Below are 24506 nucleotides of genomic sequence, written 5' to 3' on the forward strand. Positions count from 1 at the left end.
ACTTAATCATTGAGATACTTAATCGATGACTTGTTTCCCCTTCCGTTTGGAATGCTCATGAGAACCGCATCGCGTTGGGCCCGGTGGCTCGTCCCTCTCGTTCTGCTGCTCGTCTGGTTGGGGGTGGGGGGAACGCTCGGGCCCTATGCGGGCAAGCTGGGGGAGGTCGCCACCAACGACCAGGCCGCCTTCCTCCCGCAGAGCGCCGAGTCCACCAAGGTGCTCAAGGCTCAAGAGGCGTTCGACCAGTCGGAGACCCTGCCCGCCGTCGTGGTCTGGACGGCGGACGGGAACCGGGTCACCGAGGCCCAGCAGGCGGCCGCCACCGACGCCGTCGGTGCGCTCGCCGGGACGACCGGGGTCGCCGGCAGTCCGTCACCCGCTCTGGCCTCCGAGGACGGGGAGGCCGCGCAGGCCGTCGTCCCACTGCGGCCCGACCTGGGCGAGGAACTGCCCACAGTCCTCGACGAGGTACGCCGGGCGGCGGAGAGCGTGCCGGGCACCACGGCCCGGATCGCCGGCCCGGCGGCGAGCCAGGCCGATCTGTCGGACGCGTTCGCGGGCATCGACGGACTGCTGCTGGGCGTGGCGCTCGGTGCCGTGCTGCTGATCCTGCTGCTCGTCTACCGGAGCGTCCTGCTGCCGCTCGTGATCATCCTCGGTTCGGTGTTCGCCCTGGGCCTCGCCTGCGCCGTCGTCTACGCACTGGCGGAGCGGGACGTGGTCCGGGTCGACGGCCAGGTACAGGGCATCCTCTCCATCCTCGTGATCGGCGCCGCGACCGACTACGCGCTGCTGCTGGCCGCACGCTTCCGCGAGGAACTCGCCCTGCGCGGGGACCGGGCCGCGGCCGCGGTGGCGGCGGTACGCCGCTCGTTCGGCGCCATCACGGCCAGCGCCGCCACCGTGGCGCTCGGACTGCTCGCCCTGCTCGCCAGTGACCTGACCAACAACCGGGCCCTCGGGCCGGTCGGCGCCATCGGCATCGTGTGCGCCGTCCTTTCCACGCTCACCTTCCTGCCCGCCGTGCTGGCCCTGCTGGGACGGACGGCCTACTGGCCCTCCCGGCCGAGGGCATCGGACGCGTCCGTGGAGGGGCACGGAGTGTGGCGCCGGGTCGCCGCGCGGGTGGACGGCCGGCCACGTCGGACGTGGGTGGTGACCGCACTGGTCCTCGCGGTCTTCGCGGCCTTCTCCCCCTCCCTGTCCTCCAAGGGCGTGCCGCTCGACGAGATCTTCGTGAACGACGCCCCCTCCGTCGCCGCCCAGGAGACGCTCGGCGAGCACTTTCCCGGCGGATCCGGCAACCCGGCCGTCATCATCGCCGACGCCGACCGTGCCGCGCAGGTGACGGCCGCCGCGAGGAAGACCGAGGGCGTGGCGGCGGCCGGCAGCGTCTCCGCCTCAGGACGGCCGGGGACCGGCGAGCCGCTCGTGGTCGGCGGGCGCGTGCGTATCGACGCCACCCTGGAGTCCGCGGCCGACAGCGACGCGGCCAAGGAAACCGTCGAGCGGCTGCGTGAGAACGTGCATGCGGTGCCCGGGGCGGACGCGCTGGTGGGCGGTTACACGGCGCAGCAGTACGACACCCAGCAGACCGCCGCCCGGGACCGCGCCCTGATCGTTCCGGTCGTGCTCGGCATCATTCTGCTGATCCTGGTCCTGCTGTTGCGCTCGGTGTTGGTACCGGTCCTGCTGGTCGCGACCGTCGCGCTCAACTTCCTGGCGACGCTCGGCGTCTCGGCGCTCGTCTTCGAGCACCTCCTCGGGTTCAGCGGTACGGACGCCTCGGTACCGCTGTACGGGTTCGTGTTCCTGGTGGCGCTCGGCGTCGACTACAACATCTTCCTGATGTCCCGGGTACGGGAGGAGGCCCTCGTGCACGGGACCCGGCAGGGCGTGCTGCGCGGGCTGACCACCACCGGAGGAGTGATCACCTCGGCCGGTGTGGTGCTCGCCGCGACGTTCGCGGCCCTGATGGTGATTCCGCTGGCCTTCCTGGTGCAGATCGCCTTCATCGTGGCCTTCGGCGTCCTGCTGGACACCCTCGTGGTCCGCTCGCTCCTGGTGCCCGCGCTGATGATCGACATCGGTCCGCGGGCGTGGTGGCCCAGTGCCCTGGCCCGCCGCGGCACCGAGCGCGCGACGCGGTCCCAGGACCCGGCTCGCACCGCGCCCATGGGGTGAGGCGGAGGAACCGCCCCGTAGCAGCCCCGTGCTGCTACGGGGCGGGAAAGGCCGGGTGGTCGCGGGGATCGCGCTCGTGGCGGGGGCGTCCGCCCTGGTTTCGCCGGGGACGTCGTGGCGGTGAGGCGTCGGGGTCGTGGCCGTGGTGCGGGAGCGGGCCGCGGGCCGCGGGACCGACCCCACCTCCCGCACGGTCGGACGACACCGCGAAGGCGGCGGCTGCCCGCGTCCTGGCAGGCCGAAGCCGCTCAGCGCGGTACGGCCGCCGGCGGGTCGGCCCCCGGCACCGTCAGGGCGGTCGGATCGGGGGTGTGCCGGACGTGGCGTCCGTGCCGCCGGGCCGTGAACAGGCCCGCACTGCCCGCAAGGTGGGCCGCGGAGCCACGACGGGACGGACTCAGGTCCCTGATCCCCGTGGACGCGGGCCGGGTGGCGCCGCGTTCGAGGCGCGACACCGAAATGACGGCCTCGTTCCCGCAGATCGCGGCCGGACCGCGCTTCGCCGCACGCACGGCGGCGAAGCGTGCCGCCCTGCGGAGCGGCGGGTTCCCCCGGGCGGCCCCGGATCCAGGCCCGGCCGGGACCGCCCGCGTCGTCGGCCCGCCGGCCGTCGGGCGCGGCATCCGGTCACCCGCTCGTCTCCGTCGTCCGTCGCACGGGGCAGGACGTGACGGTGACCCCGCGTCCGCGGCTGTCCGACAGCGGAGTGTCCCACGACGACTCCCGTACGCGTGCCGCGCGAGATGCGTTCCGGCCCCGCCTCTGCCGGACCCCGGGTCCCTGATCACCGAAGGGCCCGCCGTCGGGGGCCGCCGGTCAGCAGCCCAGGTCTGCCCAGGGTGGCGTAGCGCGCCGCTGCCGGTAGCTGTCCCCGTCGAGCCGTACGACCTCGGCGTGGTGGGCCAGCCGGTCCACGAGCGCCGGGGCGGCCGCGCCGCGGAAGACCTCGTCCCAGCGGGCCGGCGGCCGGTCGGCCGTCACGATCAGGGACGCCCGCTCGTAGCGGTGCGCGACCAGCCGGAAGAAGAGCCGGGAGGTGTCCGCGTCGAAGGGGACGTACCCCAACTCGTCGATGATCAGCAGCGGGTAGGAGTCGAGGGCGGTCAGCTCCGCCGTGAGCCGGCCCGCCGCCTCCGCCTCGGTCAGCCGGACCGCCCACTCGGCGGCGGTCGCGAACAGCACCCGGTGGCCGGCCTCGCAGGCGCGCACGCCGAGACCGACGGCGAGATGGGTCTTGCCGGTGCCGGGCGGGCCGAAGAACACCGCGTTCTCGCCGGCGGTGACGAAGTCCGTCTTGCCGAGCCGGGCCACCGCCTCCCGGTCGAAGGTCCGGGGGTGCTCCGCGTCGAAGTCCTCCAGCAGCTTGCGCGCCGGGAACCCGGCGGCCCGGATCCGCTCGTGGGCCCCGGTCTCCGTGGTGGGCGCCGTCGCCTGCGCCGGAATGGCCGCCTTGGGGCGCGGGGCCTCGGCGGGCGGCGGCCGGTGCTCGGGCTCCTCGCGGTGCGGCGCGCGCTCGTGCTGGGCCGCCATCGGGCCCGACATGTACGCCAGGATCGCCGCCGACACGATGAACGCCATGTGGATCACCGTGCCCCACAGCAGGGAGTGCCGGGAGGTGTGGTGCACGTCGACGAACATCTGGAGCAGATGGACGGAGGAGATGCCCACGATCGCGGTGGCGAGCTTGACCTTCAGGACGTTGGAGTTGACGTGCGAGAGCCACTCCGGCTGGTCGCGGTGGCCCTGGAGGCCGATGCGCGAGACGAAGGTCTCGTAGCCGCCGACGATCACCATGATCAGCAGGTTGGCGATCATGACGACGTCGACGAGTTTGAGGACGGCGAGCATGACGTACGTCTCCGTCGCCTGCCCGGTGACGCACCGGAGGATTAAGGCCCACAGTTCGTTGAAGAACTTGTAGACGTACACCCCCTGGGCGGCCACGAGGCCGAAGTACAGCGGGGCCTGCAACCAGCGGGTGGCGAACAGGGCGTACCCGAGAGTCGTGGTCGGCGGGGACGAGGCACTGCGGATGGGCTGCACGGTTCGCCATTCTTCGCCGGGACCGCCGGACAGGCGAAACCGCGCCACTCGCACGGATGAATAGACATCCTGTCGGACGGGACGCGCGCCCCCTCGCGGCCAGGAACCGATCAAGGATCGACCAGGCGCACCGGACATCCGGCCGTACCGTCGTCCGGCCGTTCCGGGCCGGACGGGGAGGGTGCCCGCGCGAATGACCCGTCGACCGTCCGGTCCGACAGGACTCCGCTCCTCGAGACCGACCACGAGCGCGCGGACGCCTGCCGTCGGGCCGTCGCGTCCCCCCTTCGCCGGGCCGGGCCCGAAGAGCGCGGCAAGGCCTGCGAGATGCCTCTCCGCGACCGGGAAACACGGGCAGCCACCACCGAAGGCCGGCACTCCCCCGGACCCCGCGGTTCAACACACCGGGCAGACCGGGGCAGTGCCGTGCGCAGGGTGCCGGGCGGGCGGTGAGTGAAGTGATGATCTGCCTTTTGTCCCTCATAAGGGTGGGGTGCGAGTGTCAGTACGCGAGGCCGGGCAGACCACCAGCAACTCAAAGTACTCGTTTCAATACTTCGAGTTGCATCGGGGAGAGGTCGGGCAGCGGCCCGACCCGTCCGTCCCGCCCAGTGGCCGCTCCCCGCCGGCGGACGATCGCCGATCCCGTTTCCGCACACGCGACTCGCACACACGGAGAGATCTGTCATGTCCACACCCAGCCAGGAAGCAGAACACCCCGCACCGATCCCGGTGCCCACCGGACAGGTCATGGTGGTCCACGCCGTGACGAACTCCTACTGGATGCCCGACCGCGTCAACGACGAGGACGTCAACGACAAGGACGAACTGCAGAACTTCACCGCCGACCCCCTGTGGGACAACGCGGCGGTGCTGTGGCGCTTCACCCACCTGCGGAACGGCGCCTACCGCATCAGCAGCACCCACGACAGGAAGCACGTCACACGCGTCGGCGAAGCCGCCCGCAACACCCCGGTCCGCCTGCACCCCAAGGAGGACGGCTCCTCCAGCCAGCACTGGGACCTGGTGCCCGTCCCCGGCCTCACCGACACGCCCGGACAGGCGCCGGTGCGCGCCATCGTCGCCCACGGCACGTCCTACGCCATCGGCATGGTGGACAACGCCCTCAGCCTCGACGCCGAGATGCGCCTCATCCGCATGTGGAACAACCAGCCCACCCTCTATCACGGATGGACCCTCATCCCCGTCCCGTCCGCCGAGCAGGAAGCCGAGTAGGGAGCCGGACCGAACGACACAGCGCGGTGGCGTCGTCGGCGGCCGTGACGTCGACGACGCCCGGCCCGCCGCCGGCGAAGCCGGTCAGCCGTGCCCGCCGGCCCGCCCGGCGACGAGGGCGTGGAACGCCTCCAGGTCGCCGATGACCTCTTCCGCGCGGTCCCGTTGCCGGTACAGGCTGTAGTAGCGGGCGCCGATGGCGTCGGGGTCGGCCACTTCGTCGCCGGGGACGACGCCGGAGGCGATCGTCACCGTGGCCACGTGGATTCCCTCGGGGCCGAGTTCGGCGTGCAGGGCGTGCGCCCAGTTGCGCAAGCCGGCCATGGCCAGGCCCACGTTGGCCAGGAACGCGGCAACTCGAGCGCGACGGCCTCCTCACCCGGACCGTGCCCCCCAGCGTTCCCCCGCGCGTCGACTACGCCCTCACCCCACTCGGTGCGACGCTGCTGGACTCCGTCGCCGCCCTCGCTGAACGGGCCACCCTGCACCGACAGGAGATCAACGACAACCGACGCCGCTACGACGCCACCCACCACGCACACAACCCTGATCCCCCGCCCAAGCCGCCCGCGGGATGGGGCAATTCCTCGGGTGAGCGTTCGCGGACGCACTGTCACGTGGTCCGGTATGTGCGTCCGACGAGGTGCCAGGGTGTGCTGGTAGCCGAGCGGCTCTGTCGTGCTCCCGCCCGCCGACGGTTCGGCTCCCTCCTCGAGGGCTTCTTCCCAGGCGTCGATCCGGGCGCACAGTTCCTCGGGCAGCAGGTCGGCGAACGGGTAGGTGACCACCTGCTCCGGGTGCAGCGCACAGGGCTCGGGCACGAAGCCGCCGGACCCGACGACCAGCGGATGCGGCGGCGTGGTCAGCACCTCGCCGACCTCCCACGGCCGCCGCCAGCGCAGGTGCAGCTCCAGGCCGTACCGGCCCGGCCCGTGCGCGTGGAAGGGACACCGGAACACCTGGAGCAGATCGCGGTCACCCGGCCCCGCCGGCAGGTCGGGCACATCCCGCCGGTACAGCTGCGCGAGACCGGTCATCGGCAGCGGGTCGGTCTCGGACACCCCGGGGATCCGATGCTCCCGGCGCAGCTCGCCCAGGAGCTCCCGTTCCTCGTCCGTCGGGCCGGGAGCCTGCTCGCGGGCCCACGCGGAAGCCGGAACCTGCCGACAGCGGCGGATGTCGGCAGGTCGTCGCCCGCGTCCACGGCTCGTCCGCCGGCCACAGCATGGGACCGTCCACGGAACCGGCCGACAGGTCTGGTCCGCCCGGCCGCGGCGGGAGTCGAGTCGTCGTCCCGCGAAAGGCGGCCAGTTCCGGGAAGAACGCCTCGACGTCGAGGGGGCGCGGGGGCGTGGTCCTCGTCATGGACGCGACCCCGGACGCCTGACAGCACCGGTCGGCGAGCGCCTCCGGCAGCCGCCCGCACGCGCGCTTGCTTTCAGGGACGGGGCTCCAGCACTTCCAGGGCGCCCGTTTCCGTGTCGTAGCTGCGCAGGGTGGTGAGCCGGACCGACAACGGCGGCGCCGGCAGCAGTTCGAGGACCCGCCGGCCGGCGAAGGCACCGGCCCGCCGGGAACGGCCGAGGGTGATGTGAGGGCTCCAGCGCGCGGGGGCGTGGAGGGGGTTGAGGGTATCGGGCGGACTGTCCGAGACCACCGCGTCCCACACCCGGCCGTGCAGGGCTGCCAGAGCGGAGTCGAGATGCAGCGCCCAGGCCAGCACCGAGGTCGGCCGCTCGAAGCGGACCACGCCGGTGACCCGTACCGGCAGCGGCAGGGCGGCGGCCACCTCGGCAAGCTCCCAGCGGATCGGAGCGGTCAGCTCCGGGCAAGCGGCCAGGGTCAGGTGCGGGCTGTTGGTCGGTGAGCGATGACGCGCCTGGCTGGGCAGTCCCGCGTCCGCGAGCCGCCGCCAGGCCTCCCGGACCGCGAGGTCTGCCGCCTCGTCCAACAAGAGCTCGACTGTGCGCACCGGCGCAGCCTACCCATGTGGGCCCGGCAATCCCGCCGCCCCACCGGCAGGACCGTCGACCCGGGAGCGCGGCCGGAGGGCCGCGCCGTCAGGCCGGAGGCTCGGTGGTGCGGGCCACGGCTCAGGGGCATATCCGGTGGTACGCGACTCCGTCGGGGACGTAGCGGTCCCATTCCTGTTCTGTCAGGGACCGGCCCGCGAGCGTGCATGCCCGGTCGGTGAGGGTGGCGAGGTCACGCAAGGCGCGGGTGTCCCACAGCCGTACGGTCAGATCGGAGCTGCTGGTGACGAGGGTGTTCCCGTCCGGGGAGAAGAGGGCCGAGTTCACGGGACTGGTGTGCCCGGTGTACAGGGCCAACTGCCGGTGGGACTCGATGTCCCAGAGGCGAATGGTGCGGTCGTCGCCGAACGTTGCCAGGGTCTTCCCGTCCGGGCTGACGACGGCCGACCAGACGATGCCGGTGTGGCCCGTGAGGGTGGCGAGCCGACGGTGGGTGCGCGCGTCCCACAGTCTCACCGCGCTGTCCCGGCCGCTGCTGACGAGGGTCTTCCCGTCCGGGGTGAAGGAAACCGACTGCGCCGTGTCGGTGTGCCCCACGAGTGTGGCGGTGAGGCGGCGGCGGCTCACCTCCCACAGCCTCAGCTTTCCGTCCCCGCTCGCCATGGCCAGGGTGCTGCCGTCCGGGCTGAAGGTGACGGAGTGGACCATCTTGTTGACCGCGTCGAGAGTGCCGAGGCGACGGCGGGTCCGGACATCCACCAGCTGCACGGACGAGGACTGGAAGCCGCCGGTCACGAGGGTCCGGCCGTCCGGACTGAAGACCGTCCAGCCGGCCCCGGCGGCGATGGACGCCAGCTGCTCGTGCCTCCGTACGCTCCACAGGCGGGTCGTTCCGTCGATGTAGCTGCTGGTGGCGAGGGTCCGGCCGTCCGGGCTGAAGAGGACGGACTGCACGGGCCTGCGGTGGCCGTCGAGGGTGGCGAGGCGACGGCGGGTGCGCGCGTCCCACAGCACGACCGCCGGACTGTCGTTGCTGCTCGCGGCGACCAACCTGCCGTCCGGGCTGAACCGTACCGAGTTCACCTTGCCCCTGTGCCCGGTCAGCCGGCCCAGCGTGCGCCGCGTACGGGCGTCGTACAGGCGGACGGCCCCGGTGTCGTCGCTGACCGCCAGTACCTTCCCGTCGGGGCTGTACTCGGCTCGGGGGGTCGAGATCACGGTCTGTGGTACCGAACTGTCCACGGCGATCGTGGCGAGCGGCTGCCCGACCCGCATGTCCCACAGCCGGACCGTGGCGTCCGTGGACCCGCTGGCCAGCATTGCGCCGTCCGGACTGAACGCGAGTGCGTCCACATCCCCGGTATGGCTGTTCAGCGCGGTCACGGCCGTGCGCTCCCCCACGTCCCACAGCCAGATGGAACGGTCCTGGGATCCACTCGCCAGGATCCGGCCGTCCGGGCTGAACGCCACGGCCCACACGGTGCCACTGTGTCCTGGGAGCGTGGCCAGTGGGCGGTGCCCGCGCACGTCCCACAGGCGCGCCGTGGCGTCACTCGCCCCCGTGGCCAGCGTCTCGCCGTCCGGGCTGAACGCCAGCGAAGCCACCTGCCCCGTATGGCCTTTCAGGATGGCCGTGCGCCGCCCCTCCCGCACGTCCCAGAGCTGCACCCTGGACTGGTCGCTCTTGCTGGCGCGGAAGCCGATGACGGTGACGGCGAGGGTCGTGCCGTCCGGAGTGAATGCCAGGTGGGAGGGCCAGGCCCCCTCGTCGCTGCGGTGGACCCGGAGTTCGTCGACCTTCTGATGGGTACGGGCGTCCCACAGCAGGACCTTGCCCTGCTCACCTCCGGTGACGATCGTGTCTCCGTCCGGACTGAAGAGGGCCGGGCTTCCGGCGCCGGTCAGGACAGCGGTCTGCTTTCGGGTGCGGACGTCCCACAGTCGTACCTCCCACCCGTTGTGACTGGTGACGAGGGTCCTGCCGTCGGGGCTGAACACCGCCGTGTGCACCTGGCTGCTGCGGCCGTCGAGCGAAGCCAGCTGCCGGTGCCCCGCCACGTCCCACAGCCGTGCCGTGCCGTCGTTTCCGCTGGTCACGAGAGCCTTGCCATCCGGGCTGAAGGCGACCGACTCCACCGCTTTGGTATGCCCCGTGAGGGTGGCCTGTACGGGTGAGTACACCGCGGACAGGAGCTGCGCGCGGGTCTGCGGAGTCGGGGAGATGTGCTGAGCGGCCAGGGCGAGGCGAGCCGCCAGGGCCGGGTCGGCGCTGGTCTGCTGCCGGCTCTGCTCCGTCAGGCTCCGGCTGGCGGCCAGGGCCCGCTGCTCACTGCTGCTGCGGGCGCTGCGGGTGGCCAGAAAGACCGCGACGAGGACCAGTGCGGTGAGCACGGCGAAGCTCGCGAGGAGCAGGCGGCGCCGACGGGCGCGACGCTGCTGGACCTGAGCACTGGCCTCGACGAACTCGGCCTCTTCGACGGGTATTTCGGCGGCGCGTCGGCCGATCCACCGCCGCGCCTCCGTGACCTGTTCCTGGCTGAGAACCCGTGCCTGCGGGCGGCCCTGCTCCTGCCATGCCTGCAAGGAACGGCGCAGGCCCTCCTGCCAGCTGCGGAACTCCCGGTTCTCCTCGACCCAGCGTTGCAGCTGCGGCCACTTCTCCACCAGTGCCTGGTGCGCGAGCTCAGCGGTGTCCCGCCCCGTCGGGCGGCGCGTCACCACGATCAGCCGCGTGCTCGCCAGGCGGTGGATCAACGCCCAGTCGCCCGCGGAAAACTCGGTGCCGGCGGCGACCCGACGGGTGTCCGGGCCGCGTTCCCCGGCGTCCAGTTGCTCGCCGGGACGCACGAGCTGGATGAAGATCCGCTCCAGTGCCTGCCGCTCGGTCTCGTCCGCCCAGGCCCACAGCCTGCTCTCGGCGTCTTTCGCCAGGGCCCCCTCCACGCCGCCGAGCTCCTGGTACGCGGTGGTGGTCAGCCACCCGCGTTCCTGTCGCTCCCACAGTCGGCTCAGGGCGTACTCCAGCATCGGCAGCGCGGCCGGGCCGGGCGGGGTGTCCTGCAGCAGTCGCTCGACCAGGCCGTCGGCGAACCGGACCCCAGCGTGCCCCTCCAGCGGGCGGGTGATCACCTCCCGCAGTTGCGCCCGCGTCATCGGCTGGACCACTGCGGAGGTGGCTTCCCATGCTGTACGGAGCTGGGGGAGCTGCTCGATGTGCGAGAGGTAGTCGATCCGGGTGACGACCACGGCCTGGGCGGGACGGCTGCCGTCCGTGCGGCGGGCCGTCAGGACCCCGAGCACGGCGTCCAGCCGGCGGGCGGTGTCGGGCGCGTCCGCGAGCAGCGTTTCGAACTGGTCGGCCACCAGCACCAGCCGGGATCGTCCACCGTGGCGGGCCAGTGTCTGCTCCACGGCGGCACGGATGCCCTGCTCGTCGGTGAGCTGCCGGGCCAGTGCCGACCAGCGGTCGTGCCAGCCCGGCTGCATGGTGTCCGCATCTCCCGCCGAGGCCAGGGCCCAGGCCAGCAACTCCTCGGCGGTGAGGCGCAGCCCGTGGGGCAGGCGGGCGATCACATACCGGTCGCTGTCGAGGTGTCCGAGCAGGCCGGCGCCGACCAGCGAGGACTTGCCGACTCCGGAGGGTCCGAGCACGGGCAGGACAGGTACCTGCTGCTGCTCGATGAGTTCGATCAGCCGCTGCGTCTCGTTCGTACGGCCGTGGAAAACGGCGCGGTCGCGCTCGGTGAACGACAGCAGTTCGCGGTACGGGGTGTCCGCCAGCAGCCTTCTGCGCAGCTGGGGCCACTCCCGGGTGAGGGACTCCACGGTGAGGGCGTAGCCGGTCCGGCGCCGCTGGTCCCCCTCGACGGCGACGACGACGCCGATGACACCGCCGTGTTCCTCGTCCCAGACCGGCGCCCCGCTGAAGCCTCCTGCCAGTGAAAACGGTGCGTTTTCGTCGCAGGTCAGCTGCCACCAGCCGGTACCCTCGCGGCCCTCGACGATGCCGCGGGTCCAGATCCCGGCGTCCCTGCTGCCGCCTCGCCCCGGGTATCTCGGAAAGCCGAAGGCCCGCCAGCGGTGCCCGGCCAGATCCTCCGCCTCCACGATCCGCAGGGGCACGGCACCCACCGGGGGCTCGCCACTCAGCTGCAGGACGGCGACATCGCCGCTGCTGTCACCGGCCACGGGCACGCTGAAGTGCACGTGGGCCGTGACCTCGGACCGCCCGGGCAGCAGCGGAAAATCAAGGGTGACCGGAAGGGAATCCGGCAGCGGTTCGTCCTCCGGGAGGTTCGCGGTGGAGGCGACGACGTGGGCGCACGTGAGCAGCATCCGTCCGGGGATCAGGAACGCCACCCCGACCGGACGGCCGTCGTCCAGTACCCGGGCCGTTCCGCGCTCCCACGCGGAACCCGGCTCGCCCGCCGACGTCACGTGCCGCCTTCTGGGCGGTTCCACTCCAGCTCCAGCCTGATGTGCGCGTCCCCGGATCCCTTCGCCACGACCAGGCCCGCCTCCGCCGTGACCCGGAGTCCGAACTCCGCACGGACGTGATCAGGACTGCGCGGCAGATCCGCCAGCCGCTCCAGCATGGTCGCGGCCACCCGCTGCACCCGGGCCATGCCCGATTCGAACGTATCGGCGGACGTCTCGAAGAGCTCCTCACCGCGACTCGCCCGGATCACCCCGGAACCCTGCTCGTCGGACAACTCGACTACGAAGACCTCACCGTCTTCGAAGGGGACACTCAGGTACACGCAATGACCTCTCTGCCGGTCCGTCAGGTTTCTTGGTAGTCAGGGAAGTTAATCAGTTCTGCCCGGCCTGGCACAGTAGCTTCGATCTCCGGCTGCGGCCCTTTCCCGGGCGCTCCCGAGTCATGTCCGACGAATCCCTGCGGGCTTCGCGCAGCATGAATTCGCTGGTCGTGAGGGTGCGATCGGCCAGAAGCACCCGCAGATCGCGTTCATCGCGGCCGTGCACGCCGACGACCGCACCAGGTAATCGACCAAGATCGCCGAGGGCGAGCTCGATGGGGAACTGTGAATCGTTCGGTGCAACTCCCGATCATGGAGGATGCATCGATGACCAGTGAGAACATGTCCGAGGACGAGGTCGGCGAGCCGGCAGCGGCTGCCCGAACGGCTGCCGGAGTCCGTGCTGGAAGGCGAGATCACCGACCACCTCGGCTATGACGAGCATGATCCGGCCGGCAAGGACGGCGGCAACTCCCATGAGCGGCAAACGCTCCAGGACCGTACTGACCGACGTCGGACCGGTGGAGCTCGCGGGGCCCGCGCCCGGGACGGCTCGTTCGAGCCCAAGACCGTCAGGAAGCGGCAGAGGCGTCCGACCGGTGTCGACGAGACGGTGATCTCGCCGTCCGGGAAGGACCCGACCACCGGTGAGGTCCAGGCCTGCTGGACCATGCGCTGGAAGACCATGCTGAACGCCTTCGACATCACCTTCGATAGCCGGCTCTCAGCAGTCCGCCAGTAACCCCGCCATCCCAGTCACACGGCTCGTTCGGCAGGCCCCGATTCGACCGGACAAGGCCGAAGCTTCACAAGCTGTGGACACCAGGGGGTGCAGTAAGGGCTGACCTGCTCGAACAGCCGCTTCACGGTCCCTGCGGCTCGGCTGCTTTCCCCGTGATTCCCCGCTGTTCCCCACTCCATCTGGCGCGCTCGCGGGGCGGGCACCATCGGCTTGGTCCCCGCGAACTGGCGCGCCTGCAAGGGCCTCGGATGTGTTGCTTGGCTGCTTTGGGCAGTGGGCCGATGTCGTCACAGGTCCGTGCCCTGACATCTCGAGTTCGGTTCTGCTGCCCGCTTTGGGCAGTGTCGTGACGTCTGCCGGCACGCCCCGCCCCGGCTCAGCGCTTCGTCATCGACGATGTTCAGCGAAGTGGCCACGCCGCGAGGGTCCTGTCCCCGACCATATAGGGATGTCCGACGCCTTATGGATCAAGCTCATCGGAACGGTCCCTGCAATACTCTGGGTGGCCTTCGCCGCCACCGTGTACTTCACCCTGCGAGGGACGCTCATCCAACGGATGGTGCCACGGCTGACTGCTGTACGAGCCCTGGGTGTCGAGATCGAACTCGCTGCCGAGTTGCTCGATCGCGCTCAGGATGAGAGCCGGACGACTGTCACCGCGACCGCCAGGCGCACAGCACTGGGCAGGCTGGAGCACGCTGCCGATGTATTGCAGGGCGGGAGGATGCTGTGGGTTGACGATCACCCGGAAGGAAATGCTCCGCTTGTTGAGCTCTTCCGGACGGCCGGCATGCACATCGACGTAGCTCTGTCGACGGAGGAAGCCACGCCCCTGTTCCGCCGGAGGCCATACGACATCCTCATCAGCGATCTGGATCGGGACGGCGATCGGCAGGCAGGCATCAAGATGCTGCGCGTGTTGGACCAGTACGGAATTGACGTGCCCGTGTTGATCTATACAGGGCGGTTCGATCCCGAGAGGGGCGTTGATCGAAGAATCTTCGCTGCCACCACCACGCCGGTCGAACTGGTCCATTACGTGATTGATCTTATGGAGCGGGCACGGTTGGGGTCCCTCTGATCTCGTGGTCGCACGGTTCGCCCAGGTCGGCTTGGACACCTATACCCGTGTCGTCCAGGACACGCAGAGCGAAGCCATAAGCCATATGGGCCGACCGCTCAGGAAGAGGGACCCAGGTCATCAGTGACCGCTCACGTTGATGTCAGAAGTGGACGTCAAAGGCCTCGGATCATGATCGGTCCGGGCCCTTTGCCCTGAGACGTCATCTCACGTGGTGGGGCGCCGCCTTGGGGCCCTTTCGGCCACTTCGCGACGCTCGCGATGAGCGTATGAATCTCGGCGGCAAGGTTGCGCACGTCTTCGCCTGCCGCGTGCACCGTGGTGGTCGCGGAATGCCATTCCTCGGAGGGCGCTCGGTCGTGGATGCCCCAGGTCAGTTGGACGTGGCCACCGGGACGGTGCTCCGCCGAGAGAGTCAGGTCGCAGCAAAGGGAGTGCCAGGTGCGCACTCCTTCCCGGCCCCGGAAGTCTTCGGCAAGCGACGCGAGGAAGGTGTCGAGGCCGTCGCCGTCCCAGGTCTGCACCGAGGTCTCGACATTTCCCCATGGCCCGCAGGCCCTGACGAGGAAGTCGAGCGTTGGTTCGTCCTCGAACGGTCGTATCGGCTCGGAGAGCAGTAGGCGGGCGGAACCGGGGTCTCCCACCCGGACCACAGGGCGACCGGAATCGTCGTAGTCGATCACGCGAACAGATCAGAAGAGCGGGCTGGGCAGCCAACCCCCTTTCTCGGACGGGCAGGGCAGGCATCGGGCGCGGCCGCCTTGAGGCATGATCGTCCACTGCAGCTGTGGATCTTGAGTGTGATCCGGTTCCTGATGGGCCGTGGAAGACAGCAGTACCGCTGATACCGCCGCTTCAGCCGCGCCGGCGGAGCACCGGCTTGTGGCGACGCCTCCACACTGAGGTTCTCGGCCGGCTCGGCGCCGCAGGAGCGATCGACTGGTCCGCCGCCCCGGTCGACTCTGCCTCGGTCCGGGCGAAAAGGGGGCCGGCTCCTCGGGTCGAATCCGGTCGACCAGGACAAACCGGCGCCGGGCTCCGTTCCGCATCCTGACCGACGCCCAGGGCCTGCCGCTGGTCACCGCGGTCTCCGCCGCCGACGCCCGCGACGGCCTTGTCCTCAAGCTGCTGGTCACGGCCGTCCCCACCGTGCGCTCGCGCCGCGGGCGCCGCCTCGGGCGCCCCGGCGGGATACTCCGGTTGGTGGTCGTGCCGGGCCGGGTACTCGTCGGCGGGCACGGCATTCGCAGGGGGCGGGGTGGGAGGCGACGGACAAGTGAGCACACGACGTGACACGGCCCTGGTGACGGGGGCCTCCTCCGGTATCGGCGCGGCCTACGCGCGACGACTGGCCGTCCGGGGATGGGACACCGTCCTCGTGGCCAGGAGGGCGCAACGGCTCGACGACCTGGCACAGCGGCTGCGCGAGGAGACCGCCACCACGGTGGAGACCCTCGTGGCCGACCTGTCCGAGCCCGACGACCTGGCACGGGTGGCGCGGCGTGCGGCGGGCGACGACATCGGGTTCCTCCTCAACAACGCGGGGATCAACGGCTACGGTCCGTTCGCCGGACTCGAACCGGAACTCATGACGAAGGTCCTCGGCGTCAACGTCCTCGCCGTCACCGCGCTGACGCGGGCGGCGGTCCCGGCCATGCTGGAACGCGGGCACGGCACCCTGGTCAACGTGGCCTCGCAGTTGGCCTTCGCCGGGGCGCTGCCGCCGCATCCGCTGCCCGAGCGCGCGGTGTACGGCGGCACCAAGGGCTACGTGGTCACCTTCACCCGCACCCTCGCCGCCGAACTGGCCGGCACCCCGTTGCGCGTCCAGGTGCTGTGTCCCGGTCTGACCGCCACCGAGTTCCACCGCTCGCGCGGTGACGAGCCGGTCCGGGGGCGTGAGCAGTCCGTGCACGAGGAGGGCGGCATGCCCGTGGACCAGGTGGTCGACGCCTCGCTGGCCGCTCTGGACGCCGGAGAGGTGGTGTGCGTACCGGGGCTCGAGGACCCGGCCCCGATCACCGCCCTGGCGGAGGCGGAACTGGCGATCCGCACGGCGGCCCGCCGGGGAGGCGGCTGACCGGCCCCGCACCCACCCCCGCGGACGGCTGCCGTCGAGCCCGGCGTGCCCCTGAGCCGCAGGGCGTGGAGAACCGCCCTGGAGCCGCCCCGGCCCGTTTCCGTCGTGCCCCGGGCTTCTCCTCGGCTCGGGGCGCATCCGGGCCTCCGCCGGTTCCGGGGCGCTTCGCCGGGCCCAGGGGAACGGGCCGGGGCGGGCGTGGGCTTCGTGGATCCCCGGGGCCGGCGAGTGTGCCCTCCTGACCGCGCGGCGGCCGCCCGGCCCGAGCCCGTACGCATCCGGGTGCGGCCGGACGGCATCCGTCTCGTCCCGTCGTGCTCCCCCGGCTGCGGCGGCGCCTCGCCCTGGCGGGCCCGACGCGTCAGTCGACGGGTGCCACCCTGATCAGGTTGCCGTCGGGGTCGGCGACGACGAAGGTGCGGCCGAACACCTCGTCGTGGGGTTCCTCCACCGTCCTGACGCCCTTCGCGGTCCAGTCCTGGAACTGCTGGTCGACCTGTTCGGGACCGCCGTCCACGGTCACGCACAGTTCACTGGTGCGCGGCGCCGTCAAACGGTCCGGGACCCCGCTCCACAGGGCCAGGTCGAACCCGTCGGTGAGGCGGAACGAGACGAACCGGGGTGTTTCGAAACTCGGCTCGATGTCGAACAGTTCCGCGTAGAAGCGGGCGGACGCCGGTGCGTCGGAGACGTAGACGATGACCATGTTCGGGACTGCCATGAGCGGCTCCTCCGGTTCTTCCGGTCGATCCGGACGAGAGGAGTCTGCCGGTCATACATGACAGATCCTGTCGTGTTCCCGTGAGACGCTCGGCGTCATGACCCCGGATCGCTTCTTCTCCCTGCTGCTGGCCCTCCAGACCCGAGAGGCCGTCACCGCGGCCGATCTCGCGGACCGGCTCGGGGTCTCGGTGCGCACCGTGCTGAGAGACCTGCGGTGGCTGCAGGAGGCGGGGTTTCCGGTACTGGTCGAGCGCGGCCGCTGGGGCGGGGTGACGCTGCTGCCCGGCGGCGCACTCGACACCTCGCGGCTCACTCCGGCCGAGCGCGACCACCTCGCGCTCCACGGCCTGGACGACGAGCAGCGACACCAGCTGGGCGCCGGTGCCGAGAGCCGCCGGGCCCGCGCGAAGGTCGCCGCACGACCACAGCCGGCGACGTCTCGCCTGCCGATCAGCGCCGTCGTCACCACCGACAACAGACCCTGGTTCGGCCGGGACGCCGAGGGGGCCGATCCGAGCGCCGTCGTCGGTGACGTACGCCGCGGCGTGCGGCTGCGCATCCGCTACCGGCGCTCCGAAGAGGTCGAGCCGGCCTGGCAGGTCGTCGATCCGTACGGTCTCCTGGCCAAAGCGGGCCGGTGGTACCTCGTCGCCGACCGCTCGGGAGTCCCCCGGCTGTACGCCCTCGAACGGCTCGTCGACTGGCGGCCGATGCGCGCCCCGCGCCGGCTGCGCCCCGGGACGACCCTCGCCGACGTGGTGACGGAACTGACCTCGCGCTGGGAGACGGTCGATGCCGTGCGGGTACACGCACGGCTCGCCGCCCGCCAGCTCGATCGTGCCGGGCGCATCCTCGGCTCCCGTCTGACCGTGCGGTCCCGTGAGGGCGAGGAGGTCACGATCACGGTGGCGTGCCGGGAGATCGAGGACGTGCGCCAGTTGCTGCCCTTCGCGGACGACCTCACCGTGACCGATCCCCCCGAAGCCCGCGACCGGATCCGCGAGCTCGCGGCACGGATCCTTCACCGGTACGCCCAGGATCCGTCCGGGCGGTCGGGTTCCTAGCCGAAGGGCGAGTGCTGCTGTTGCGGCTGTGCCGGCGAAGACGTGGCCGCGCTCGTCGTGGCGAGCGGCGACCGCCCGGGACGGCTTCGAGCGGTCGGACGATCAGGGAGAGCGGGCGGCAGCGGCCGTCCGCACTCAGGTGGAGCCTGCCGGTGGACCCACCTCGCGGACGCCGCCCCTGCCCGTGACAGCGAGGACCTCGCCGGCCGGTCCGCACCGGCCAGCCGGCCGGCGAACAACGCGTCGAATTCCCCGACCCGCAGCGGCCGCTCGGTGGTGGACAGCCTGCAGGACCGCGGCACCCGGTCCGGATCCGTCATGGTGACCACTCCCGTCGTCATCTCCGCGCCCGGTGCGGGCGGGGACACCTCCGACGGTAAGCCCGTACCCGGGTACCGGTTGCGAGCCCGGCCGCGGGGAGCCTCCCCGCCCCCTCACTGCGGCCGCATGAGGTCCAGGTCCTCGCCCCATGCATCCAGTACCTCGCCGTGCCCGGCCTCTCGGACCGCCGCCTCGACGGAGGTGAACAGGTGTCGCTGCAGGGACACGTCGCCCGTTGCCGAGACGCGGTCCACGGCGCGGAGCAGCACCTCGGTGTCCCAGCCCGGAAGCGGGTGCCGGTCAAGCTCCCACTCGAGGTACTTGTTGTAGGGGCGGGGGCGGCGGTCGAGCGCGAAGAGCAGCTCGAGCAGGAACCGGATGCTGTCGGCGGCGTCGAGGCGGGCGGCGAGGACCTGGCCGTCCCGGTGGTTCTTGACGGAGCGGTAGAGCGAGTTGGCGTAGGCGTCGAGCCAGCCACTGGCGTTCTGGAACGCCTCATCGGCGCCCAGGCGGGCCTTGTCGGCGAGGATCCGGGCGATGCCTCCGTCGAGCCGGTCGAGCACGATCCGGGCTCGGGCGAGGGCGTAGCGCTCGAAACCGGGCATTCCGGCTGCGCGGAACCCGGTGAGGGAGACGATGACGAGGTCCAGCTCGGTGGTGCGGTGGCCCGCGAACCGGGTGAGGCCGGTCGTGGCGTCATCGGCGACGACCACGTACAGATCGTGGTCGGAGTGCCGGGTGATCATGCCGTCGTGGGCTCGGGAACCCTTGAGGACGAGGCCGACGACGGCTGGATCAGCGGTGGCGAGTTCGACGAGCGCGTCGTAGGTGAGAGGCTGCTGAGCAGTCATGGTGGGGATCTCCGCTGAGGTGACGACAGGTGTGCCTGCCGGAGCGGCCCCTTCTTCGAGAGGCGCCCCGCACCGTCCGCGGCTGCACGGGGCCGCCGCCCGGGAGATCAACGCACATCCGCACCCTACCTCCGGCCGGGCCGCGGGGCAGGGCATCCGGGGAGACGTCAGCATGCCGGCACCTCCGGCCACCGCCACTCGTCGAGGCTGCGACCGGCGCGGTCGCCCGGCAGTGGACGTGCGAGGCCGGTTGATCCGGCGTCCGCGCGGTGCAACCGCCCACGTGCTTCCTCGGCCGGCCGGGCGGCGGCCCGTACGGGTGCGGTGACGCCCGAATGCTCGATTCCGAGCAGGAGGTGCGGCTGCGGGGGCCAATGGGCCTTTCCGGTGGCTGCGTTCGGCGGCCTCTGTGGGGACAATCAGGTCCGGTTGCGGCCCTCGCAGGGGACAGCCGACGGGAGCGGGTACCGGCCCTCGACGCAGGCACGGGTGAGGAGCACAAGCAGTGACCACCGACAACCGCACAGCACCGCCCACTTGTGGCAGCGAACGCGACACGCTGCGGGCCTTCCTCGACTACCACCGCGCGACCCTCGCCATGAAGTGCGAAGGTCTCACCGACGAGGAGTTGCGACGGCGGCCGATGCCGCCGTCCACGCTTTCGCTGCTCGGCCTGGTGCGGCACATGGCGGAGGTGGAGCGTGCTTGGTTCCGTCGGGTGTTCGAGGACCACGACGCGCCCATGGTCTGGTCCGACGAGATCGACTTCCAGGCGGCGTACGACGCGAGCGCGTCGACCAGGGACGAGGCGTTCGGAGCCTGGGAGGCCGAGGTGGAGAACTCGCGCCGTATCGAGCGCGAGGCGGAGTCCCTGGACCAGGTGGGACATCAGCCGCGATGGGGCCGGGAGGTATCGCTGCGGATGGTGATGATGCACGTGCTCCTGGAGTACGGCCGCCACAACGGGCACGCGGACTTCCTGCGTGAGGGCGTCGACGGGACCGTGGGCGCCTGAGTCCGCCGCCCCCGGCCACGGCGGCCCGGGTCCGTCCGGCCGTCCTGTGCGCCCGCGCACCCGATGGGCGCGGGCGCCGCCCCTGGAAGCGGCCGGCAGTCGGAGCGGGCACCGTCGCGGTACTAGTACTGCAACGGTGTTTGTGTTGATTGCTGACCAGTTCAGGGACTGTGTCCGCGTCGCTTGTAGTGACTGACGCGGGCTTGGTGCTGGCGTCGTCGTCGCCAGGTCGACCAGTGCAGGATGTGATCGACCGGGGTGGGCCGGCGATTGGTGAGGCGGGTGATCAGGCGTCGGATCTCGGCGAGGCTGAGGTGGATGAGCTGGGAGGATCCGTTTCTGCTTTCTCCGCATCCAGCTGGCGGGCGCGCAGGACGGTCAGGCAGGCGTGGGCGGCCATGGCCAGGGTCATGTGGCGGTGCCAGCCGGGATAACGGCGGACCTGGTAGTCGTCCAGGCCGCACTCCTGCTTCGCGCTCTGGAAGCACTCCTCGATCGCCCAGCGGCTGCCCGCGATGCGGATCAGCTCGTCCAGGGTCGTGCCGGCCGGGCAGTAGGCGATGTAGTAGGAGATCTCCTCGGGGCGGCTGACGCTGCGGCGGGCCAGCACCCAGTGCCGGCGGTCCTCGCGGTGCCAGGGCCTCACCTCGACGCGGGCCCAGTCGTAGATCCGCCGGCCGTGGGCGCCCTCGCCGCAGGAACGGCGCTTCCACTTCTGCCGCGGCAGGCCGGGAAACAACTCGTGGACGGAGTGATCGATGGACCACCGGGTGACGACGGTGTCGTGGCGGGTGGTGGCCATGACGTGGAAGACGTCCGCCTGCTCCAGCTCGGAGCGCCAGCCCTTGGAGAAGCCGTAGGCGGCGTCCGCGGTCACCCACCGGAACGGGATGCGATCGGCGATCGCGCGGCGGACCATCGCCTTGGCCATGGCCACCTTGGTGGCGAAGGCCACCTCGTCGCCGATGCCGGCCCGCCGGCACCGTTCCCGGTCCTCCGTCCAGGACGTGGGCAGATACAACCGGCGGTCGATCAACGTCCTGCCGCGAGCGGTCGCATAGCCGAGGAAGACGCCGACCTGGCAGTTCTCCGTCCGCCCGGCCGCGCCGGAGTACTGCCGCTGGACCCCGGCCGAGCGCGTCCCCTTCTTCAGGAAGCCGGTGTCGTCCACGATCAGCACCGCGTCCTGGTCGCCGAGATGCTCGACGACGTAGTCCCGCACGTCGTCGAGGACCTCATCGGCGTCCCACTCGATCCGGTTCAGCATCCGCTGGATACGGTCCGGACCCTCATGACCGGCCTCCTCCGCCAGCGTCCAGCCGTTCTTGCGCTGCAGCGGAGCGATCAGCCCCCGCATATAGGCCAGCGCCGACTCCCGCGGCTCCGACCTGCTGAACCGGTGCACGAACCGCTCATGCAGAGCGTCCAGCTCACCTGCCCACAACCTGACATCAGCAAGGTCCCCACCCATAACCACACCAACGACCCACCTGGCCAACAGTCACGGCAAGCACCGTTGCAGTACTAGGGCCTGTTTGAGATGTGTTCGGTCCGCTCACAGGTACTGGCGTATCAAGGTGACCTGGATGGTGGCCTCGTATCGGCAGGCGAGCTTGTCGTGGCGCGTCGCTACGCCTCGGGCCTGCTTCAACAGCCCAATCCGGCACTCGACCTCGTGCCGGGCTTTGTATCGCTCCGCGTCGAAGCCTGGAGGTCGTCCACCGGCCGAACCGCGTCGGAGGCGGTGTCCGGCCTGGCCCTGCTTCTCCGGGATCGTGTGCGCGATGCCGCGGCGGCGCAGGTCAGAGCGGATCGCGCGTGAGGAAGAGGCGCGGTCAGCCAACACATGGTCGGGCCGGGTGCGTGGGCGTCCACCGGCCGGGCGGTCCACACGGATGCGTTGCATCAGCGGTGGAAACTGTGGGGCGTCCCCGCGCTGTCCGGCAGTGACGATGACGGCCAGCACGTGCATCGAGGCGGTGACCGCCAGGTGGACCTTGCTGGTCAGGCCACCGCGGGAGCGGCCGAGACCATGGTCGTCGGGCTCGACGCTCACCAGCGATTCCGGCATCGCGGGCACGCAAGCCCCTTTCTTGCGGGCTCCTGCAGCGTGCTGGTGGGCCCGGCAGACGGTGGAGTCGATCGACACCTCCCAATCCAGGATCCCGTCGGCATCGGCGGTAGCGTTCAACGCTGCCAGGATCCGGGCCCAGGCGCCGTCTCGCTGCCAGCGGCGAAAGACTGCGTACGCCGTCGCCCACGGTCCGTACCGCTCGGGGATGTCCCGCAACGGCGAGCCGGTCCTGGACCGCCACCAGATCGCGTTGAACACCTGGCGGCGCCCCCTGGGCGGGCGTCCCCTCGACGGTAGCGGCGGTAGCAGCGGCTCCAGACGCCCCCACTGCTGGTCTGTCAGGTCTCCACGGCTCACCGGGTGATGATGCACCGGGGGTGATCAGCGCTCCGAACTGGCTCTCGCATCTCCCGCTGCCGTCAGGCGGGTTGCGCGGGTTCGGCCCCCAGAGCTCGGATCGCAAGATCAATTGCGGTGGTCAGGCGCCCCAGGTCGTGACCGGCGCGCTCCCGCACCCGCAGGCCGAGTACTGTCGTGAACAGCGACTCCACGGCTCCGTCGATGTCGAAATCGGTGGACAGTTCGCCTCGCTCCCGCCCCTCGGCCAGTACCGCATGCAGGGCCTGCCGGGTGACCGCGAACGCAGCCTCGGTCCGCTCTTGGACCTGGGCGTCAGTGGTGCCGAGTTCGGTGGCGGTGTTAATTACGAAGCAGCCGCGGCCGGACTCGCCGGCGGCTGGGCAGGTCACCAGCCACAGCATCCATTCCCGCAGCACCTCACGAACCGGGCGGTCACTCGCGTCCAGACGTCGGCGGGCCTCCGCGGACTCGGTGGCCCGGTAGTGGTCGAGCGCGCGCAGGAAGAGCGTGTGCTTGTCCGTGAACGTCCGATACAGGCTGCTGGGCGTGAGCTTCAGTTCGTCACCCAGGTCGCGGACCGAAGTGGCGTGGTAACCGCGCCGCCAGAACAGCTCGGTCGCTGCGGTGACCGCCTCCTGCTCGTCGAACTGTCGTGGGCGTGCCATGACTTCACCTTACCCGACTTGTGGAGCGTTCGCTCCCATACTAGGGTCCCAGTTCGGGAGCGATCGCTCCCGAATTGCTGGAGGAGGATCCGTTGACGACCGCAGAACAGACCCCCACCCGGACACAGGAACCAGGGACGCCGGATCAGAGCCGCTGGATGGCGGTGGCCGTGGTGGCGCTGGGCACCTTCCTGCTGGTGACCGCCGAGCAACTGCCGATCGGTCTGCTGACCTCAGTGGGGTCCGCACTGTCGGTCTCCGAGGGGACGGCAGGACTAATGGTGACGGTGCCCAGCATCGTCGCCGGGTTCGCGGCACCGCTGGTCCCGATGGTCGTCGGGGCGCTGGACCGACGCATCCTGCTGCTCGGGCTGATGGCCCTGATGACCGTCGCGAACCTGGGCTCCGCCCTGGCGCCGAACTTCGCAGTGCTGGTGGGCTCCCGAGTGCTGGTCGGCATCGCGGTAGGCGGCTTCTGGGCGGTCGCCGCCGGCCTGGCGGTCCGGCTCGTTGCGTCTGCGGACGTGCCACGCGCCACCGCGATCATCTTCGGCGGCGTCGGAGCCGCGAACGTGTTCGGCGTCCCGCTCGGCACCCTGGTCGGCGACCTGACCGGTTGGCGCATCGCCTTCTGCGCGCTCAGCGCCCTGGCGCTGGTGACCCTGATCGCCCTGCTCGCGGTACTGCCGCGGCTGGTCGCCTCCCAGAACATCCGCCCCAACCTACTGATGGAGCAGCTCCGCAACCCGGGCGTGCGCGTCGGCGTCATCGCGACGGTGCTCCTCGTGTTCGGCCACTTTGCCGCTTACACATTCGTCAGCCCGGCGCTGCAGGATCTGTCGGGGATCGATGAGCGCTATGTCGGTCCGCTGCTGTTCGGGTTCGGTGCGGCCGGCATGATCGGCAACTTTGTCGCAGGTGCGGCGCTCTCTCGCCACGTGCACCGCAGCGTGCTGGCCATCGCCGTGGCCATGACGGCCGCGATGCCGCTCTTCCTGCTCCTGGGCCGGACCGCAATCGGCGGCGCCATCCTGCTGATCATCTGGGGTCTGGCCTTCGGTGGTGTGTCCGTGGGCCTCCAGACCTGGATGATCAAGGCCGCTCCGCAAGCGGTGGAAGCGGCCTCCTCGCTGTGGGTGGCGGTGTTCAACCTGTCCATCGGTTTCGGCGCGCTGGCCGGCGGCATCATCGTCGACACGCTCACGCTCCAAGGCTCGCTCTGGCTCGGTGGCGCCTGCGCCCTGCTCGCCGCCCTGGCGATCCGGACCGCCCGTACCAATGACGCCGTGCGCTGACCGAGAGCCACTCAGGCTGCCCGGGCACCGGAGAAG

Annotated in this window: 20 protein-coding genes; 9 read left to right on the forward strand and 11 right to left on the reverse strand. The window is 70.9% G+C overall.

Annotation, left to right across the window (positions count from 1 at the left end; genetic code table 11):
• Nucleotides 1-57: 57 nt before the first annotated feature.
• Complete coding sequence (locus tag GL259_RS06065) at nucleotides 58-2187, forward strand: MMPL family transporter (RefSeq protein WP_159529898.1); 2130 nt, start codon at nucleotides 58-60, stop codon at nucleotides 2185-2187.
• Nucleotides 2188-3003: 816 nt separating this feature from the next.
• Here the strand turns inward: GL259_RS06065 and istB are convergent.
• Nucleotides 3004-4230, reverse strand: a complete 1227-nt coding sequence (gene istB, locus GL259_RS06070) for an IS21-like element helper ATPase IstB (protein ID WP_159529900.1) — start codon at nucleotides 4228-4230, stop codon at nucleotides 3004-3006.
• 687 nt (nucleotides 4231-4917) lie between these two features.
• On the opposite strand from istB, the gene GL259_RS06075 reads away from it, so the two are divergent.
• On the forward strand, nucleotides 4918-5466 hold the full coding sequence (locus GL259_RS06075; RefSeq protein ID WP_159529902.1) for an RICIN domain-containing protein: 549 nt from the start codon (nucleotides 4918-4920) through the stop codon (nucleotides 5464-5466).
• Nucleotides 5467-5550: 84 nt separating this feature from the next.
• Here GL259_RS06075 and GL259_RS06080 read toward each other — a convergent pair whose 3' ends face one another.
• Nucleotides 5551-5790, reverse strand: coding sequence for a hypothetical protein (locus GL259_RS06080; RefSeq protein WP_347814615.1), 240 nt, complete (start codon nucleotides 5788-5790; stop codon nucleotides 5551-5553).
• A 62-nt stretch (nucleotides 5791-5852) separates the two neighbouring features.
• Here GL259_RS06080 and GL259_RS39515 point away from each other — a divergent pair, with 62 nt between their 5' ends.
• Complete coding sequence (locus GL259_RS39515; protein WP_347814616.1) at nucleotides 5853-6953, forward strand: hypothetical protein; 1101 nt, start codon at nucleotides 5853-5855, stop codon at nucleotides 6951-6953.
• On the opposite strand, the gene GL259_RS06095 is transcribed toward GL259_RS39515, so the two are convergent.
• The 3 genes from GL259_RS06095 to GL259_RS06105 form a co-directional block, all read right to left on the reverse strand.
• A complete protein-coding gene (locus tag GL259_RS06095) occupies nucleotides 6905-7438 on the reverse strand; it encodes a 2'-5' RNA ligase family protein (RefSeq protein ID WP_159529904.1) in 534 nt (177 codons plus the stop codon). The two genes, GL259_RS39515 and GL259_RS06095, sit on opposite strands and share 49 nt — an antisense overlap.
• Nucleotides 7439-7559: 121 nt before the next feature.
• Nucleotides 7560-11876: a trypsin-like peptidase domain-containing protein gene (locus GL259_RS06100; RefSeq protein WP_159529905.1), complete on the reverse strand. Its 4317-nt coding sequence runs from the start codon at nucleotides 11874-11876 to the stop codon at nucleotides 7560-7562.
• Nucleotides 11873-12199, reverse strand: coding sequence for a CU044_2847 family protein (locus tag GL259_RS06105; protein ID WP_159529906.1), 327 nt, complete (start codon nucleotides 12197-12199; stop codon nucleotides 11873-11875). Before GL259_RS06105 ends, GL259_RS06100 begins: the two co-directional genes overlap by 4 nt.
• A 400-nt stretch (nucleotides 12200-12599) precedes the next feature.
• On the opposite strand from GL259_RS06105, the gene GL259_RS06110 reads away from it, so the two are divergent.
• Nucleotides 12600-12941: a transposase gene (locus GL259_RS06110; protein ID WP_159529907.1), complete on the forward strand. Its 342-nt coding sequence runs from the start codon at nucleotides 12600-12602 to the stop codon at nucleotides 12939-12941.
• A 448-nt stretch (nucleotides 12942-13389) separates the two neighbouring features.
• On the forward strand, nucleotides 13390-14022 hold the full coding sequence (locus tag GL259_RS06115) for a response regulator (protein WP_159529908.1): 633 nt from the start codon (nucleotides 13390-13392) through the stop codon (nucleotides 14020-14022).
• Nucleotides 14023-14177: 155 nt separating this feature from the next.
• Here the strand turns inward: GL259_RS06115 and GL259_RS06120 are convergent, their stop codons facing one another.
• Nucleotides 14178-14705 (reverse strand): DUF6228 family protein, encoded by a 528-nt coding sequence (locus GL259_RS06120; protein ID WP_243762261.1) that lies wholly within the window; start codon nucleotides 14703-14705, stop codon nucleotides 14178-14180.
• Nucleotides 14706-15298: 593 nt separating this feature from the next.
• Between GL259_RS06120 and GL259_RS06125 the strand changes: the two genes are divergently transcribed.
• Nucleotides 15299-16102 carry an SDR family oxidoreductase gene (locus GL259_RS06125; protein ID WP_159529909.1) on the forward strand — a complete coding sequence of 268 codons (804 nt, stop codon included), beginning with the start codon at nucleotides 15299-15301 and terminating at the stop codon, nucleotides 16100-16102.
• Between the two features lie 361 nt (nucleotides 16103-16463).
• Here GL259_RS06125 and GL259_RS06130 read toward each other — a convergent pair whose 3' ends face one another.
• On the reverse strand, nucleotides 16464-16823 hold the full coding sequence (locus tag GL259_RS06130; RefSeq protein WP_159529910.1) for a VOC family protein: 360 nt from the start codon (nucleotides 16821-16823) through the stop codon (nucleotides 16464-16466).
• A gap of 97 nt (nucleotides 16824-16920) precedes the next feature.
• Between GL259_RS06130 and GL259_RS06135 the strand changes: the two genes are divergently transcribed.
• Entirely contained in the window at nucleotides 16921-17889 is a 969-nt protein-coding gene (locus tag GL259_RS06135) for a WYL domain-containing protein (RefSeq protein ID WP_159529911.1), read from the forward strand.
• Nucleotides 17890-18323: 434 nt separating this feature from the next.
• Here GL259_RS06135 and GL259_RS06140 read toward each other — a convergent pair whose 3' ends face one another.
• Nucleotides 18324-19061 (reverse strand): hypothetical protein, encoded by a 738-nt coding sequence (locus tag GL259_RS06140; RefSeq protein WP_159529912.1) that lies wholly within the window; start codon nucleotides 19059-19061, stop codon nucleotides 18324-18326.
• Nucleotides 19062-19566: 505 nt separating this feature from the next.
• Here GL259_RS06140 and GL259_RS06145 point away from each other — a divergent pair.
• Entirely contained in the window at nucleotides 19567-20076 is a 510-nt protein-coding gene (locus GL259_RS06145) for a DinB family protein (protein ID WP_159529914.1), read from the forward strand.
• 286 nt (nucleotides 20077-20362) lie between these two features.
• On the opposite strand, the gene GL259_RS06150 is transcribed toward GL259_RS06145, so the two are convergent.
• From GL259_RS06150 to GL259_RS06160, 3 genes are all read right to left on the reverse strand, one after another.
• On the reverse strand, nucleotides 20363-21547 hold the full coding sequence (locus GL259_RS06150; RefSeq protein WP_159528761.1) for an IS701 family transposase: 1185 nt from the start codon (nucleotides 21545-21547) through the stop codon (nucleotides 20363-20365).
• A gap of 84 nt (nucleotides 21548-21631) precedes the next feature.
• On the reverse strand, nucleotides 21632-22507 hold the full coding sequence (locus GL259_RS06155; RefSeq protein WP_159529916.1) for an IS5 family transposase: 876 nt from the start codon (nucleotides 22505-22507) through the stop codon (nucleotides 21632-21634).
• A gap of 62 nt (nucleotides 22508-22569) precedes the next feature.
• On the reverse strand, nucleotides 22570-23175 hold the full coding sequence (locus GL259_RS06160) for a TetR/AcrR family transcriptional regulator (RefSeq protein WP_159529918.1): 606 nt from the start codon (nucleotides 23173-23175) through the stop codon (nucleotides 22570-22572).
• Nucleotides 23176-23267: 92 nt separating this feature from the next.
• Between GL259_RS06160 and GL259_RS06165 the strand changes: the two genes are divergently transcribed.
• Nucleotides 23268-24470: an MFS transporter gene (locus GL259_RS06165; protein WP_159529920.1), complete on the forward strand. Its 1203-nt coding sequence runs from the start codon at nucleotides 23268-23270 to the stop codon at nucleotides 24468-24470.
• Nucleotides 24471-24506 lie beyond the last annotated feature (36 nt).

The organism is Streptomyces sp. Tu 3180, assembly GCF_009852415.1.
Classification (GTDB): domain Bacteria; phylum Actinomycetota; class Actinomycetes; order Streptomycetales; family Streptomycetaceae; genus Streptomyces.

What these genes read in the sequence shown, in the direction of transcription:
- GL259_RS06140 (WP_159529912.1), bottom strand. Translation starts at nt 19,061, where the DNA reads ATGACTGCTCAGCAGCCTCTCACCTACGACGCGCTCGTCGAACTCGCC.
- GL259_RS06075 (WP_159529902.1), top strand. Translation starts at nt 4,918, where the DNA reads ATGTCCACACCCAGCCAGGAAGCAGAACACCCCGCACCGATCCCGGTG.
- GL259_RS06130 (WP_159529910.1), bottom strand. Translation starts at nt 16,823, where the DNA reads ATGGCAGTCCCGAACATGGTCATCGTCTACGTCTCCGACGCACCGGCG.
- GL259_RS06150 (WP_159528761.1), bottom strand. Translation starts at nt 21,547, where the DNA reads ATGGGTGGGGACCTTGCTGATGTCAGGTTGTGGGCAGGTGAGCTGGAC.
- GL259_RS06160 (WP_159529918.1), bottom strand. Translation starts at nt 23,175, where the DNA reads ATGGCACGCCCACGACAGTTCGACGAGCAGGAGGCGGTCACCGCAGCG.
- GL259_RS06135 (WP_159529911.1), top strand. Translation starts at nt 16,921, where the DNA reads ATGACCCCGGATCGCTTCTTCTCCCTGCTGCTGGCCCTCCAGACCCGA.
- GL259_RS06065 (WP_159529898.1), top strand. Translation starts at nt 58, where the DNA reads ATGAGAACCGCATCGCGTTGGGCCCGGTGGCTCGTCCCTCTCGTTCTG.
- GL259_RS06115 (WP_159529908.1), top strand. Translation starts at nt 13,390, where the DNA reads ATGTCCGACGCCTTATGGATCAAGCTCATCGGAACGGTCCCTGCAATA.
- GL259_RS06080 (WP_347814615.1), bottom strand. Translation starts at nt 5,790, where the DNA reads ATGGCCGGCTTGCGCAACTGGGCGCACGCCCTGCACGCCGAACTCGGC.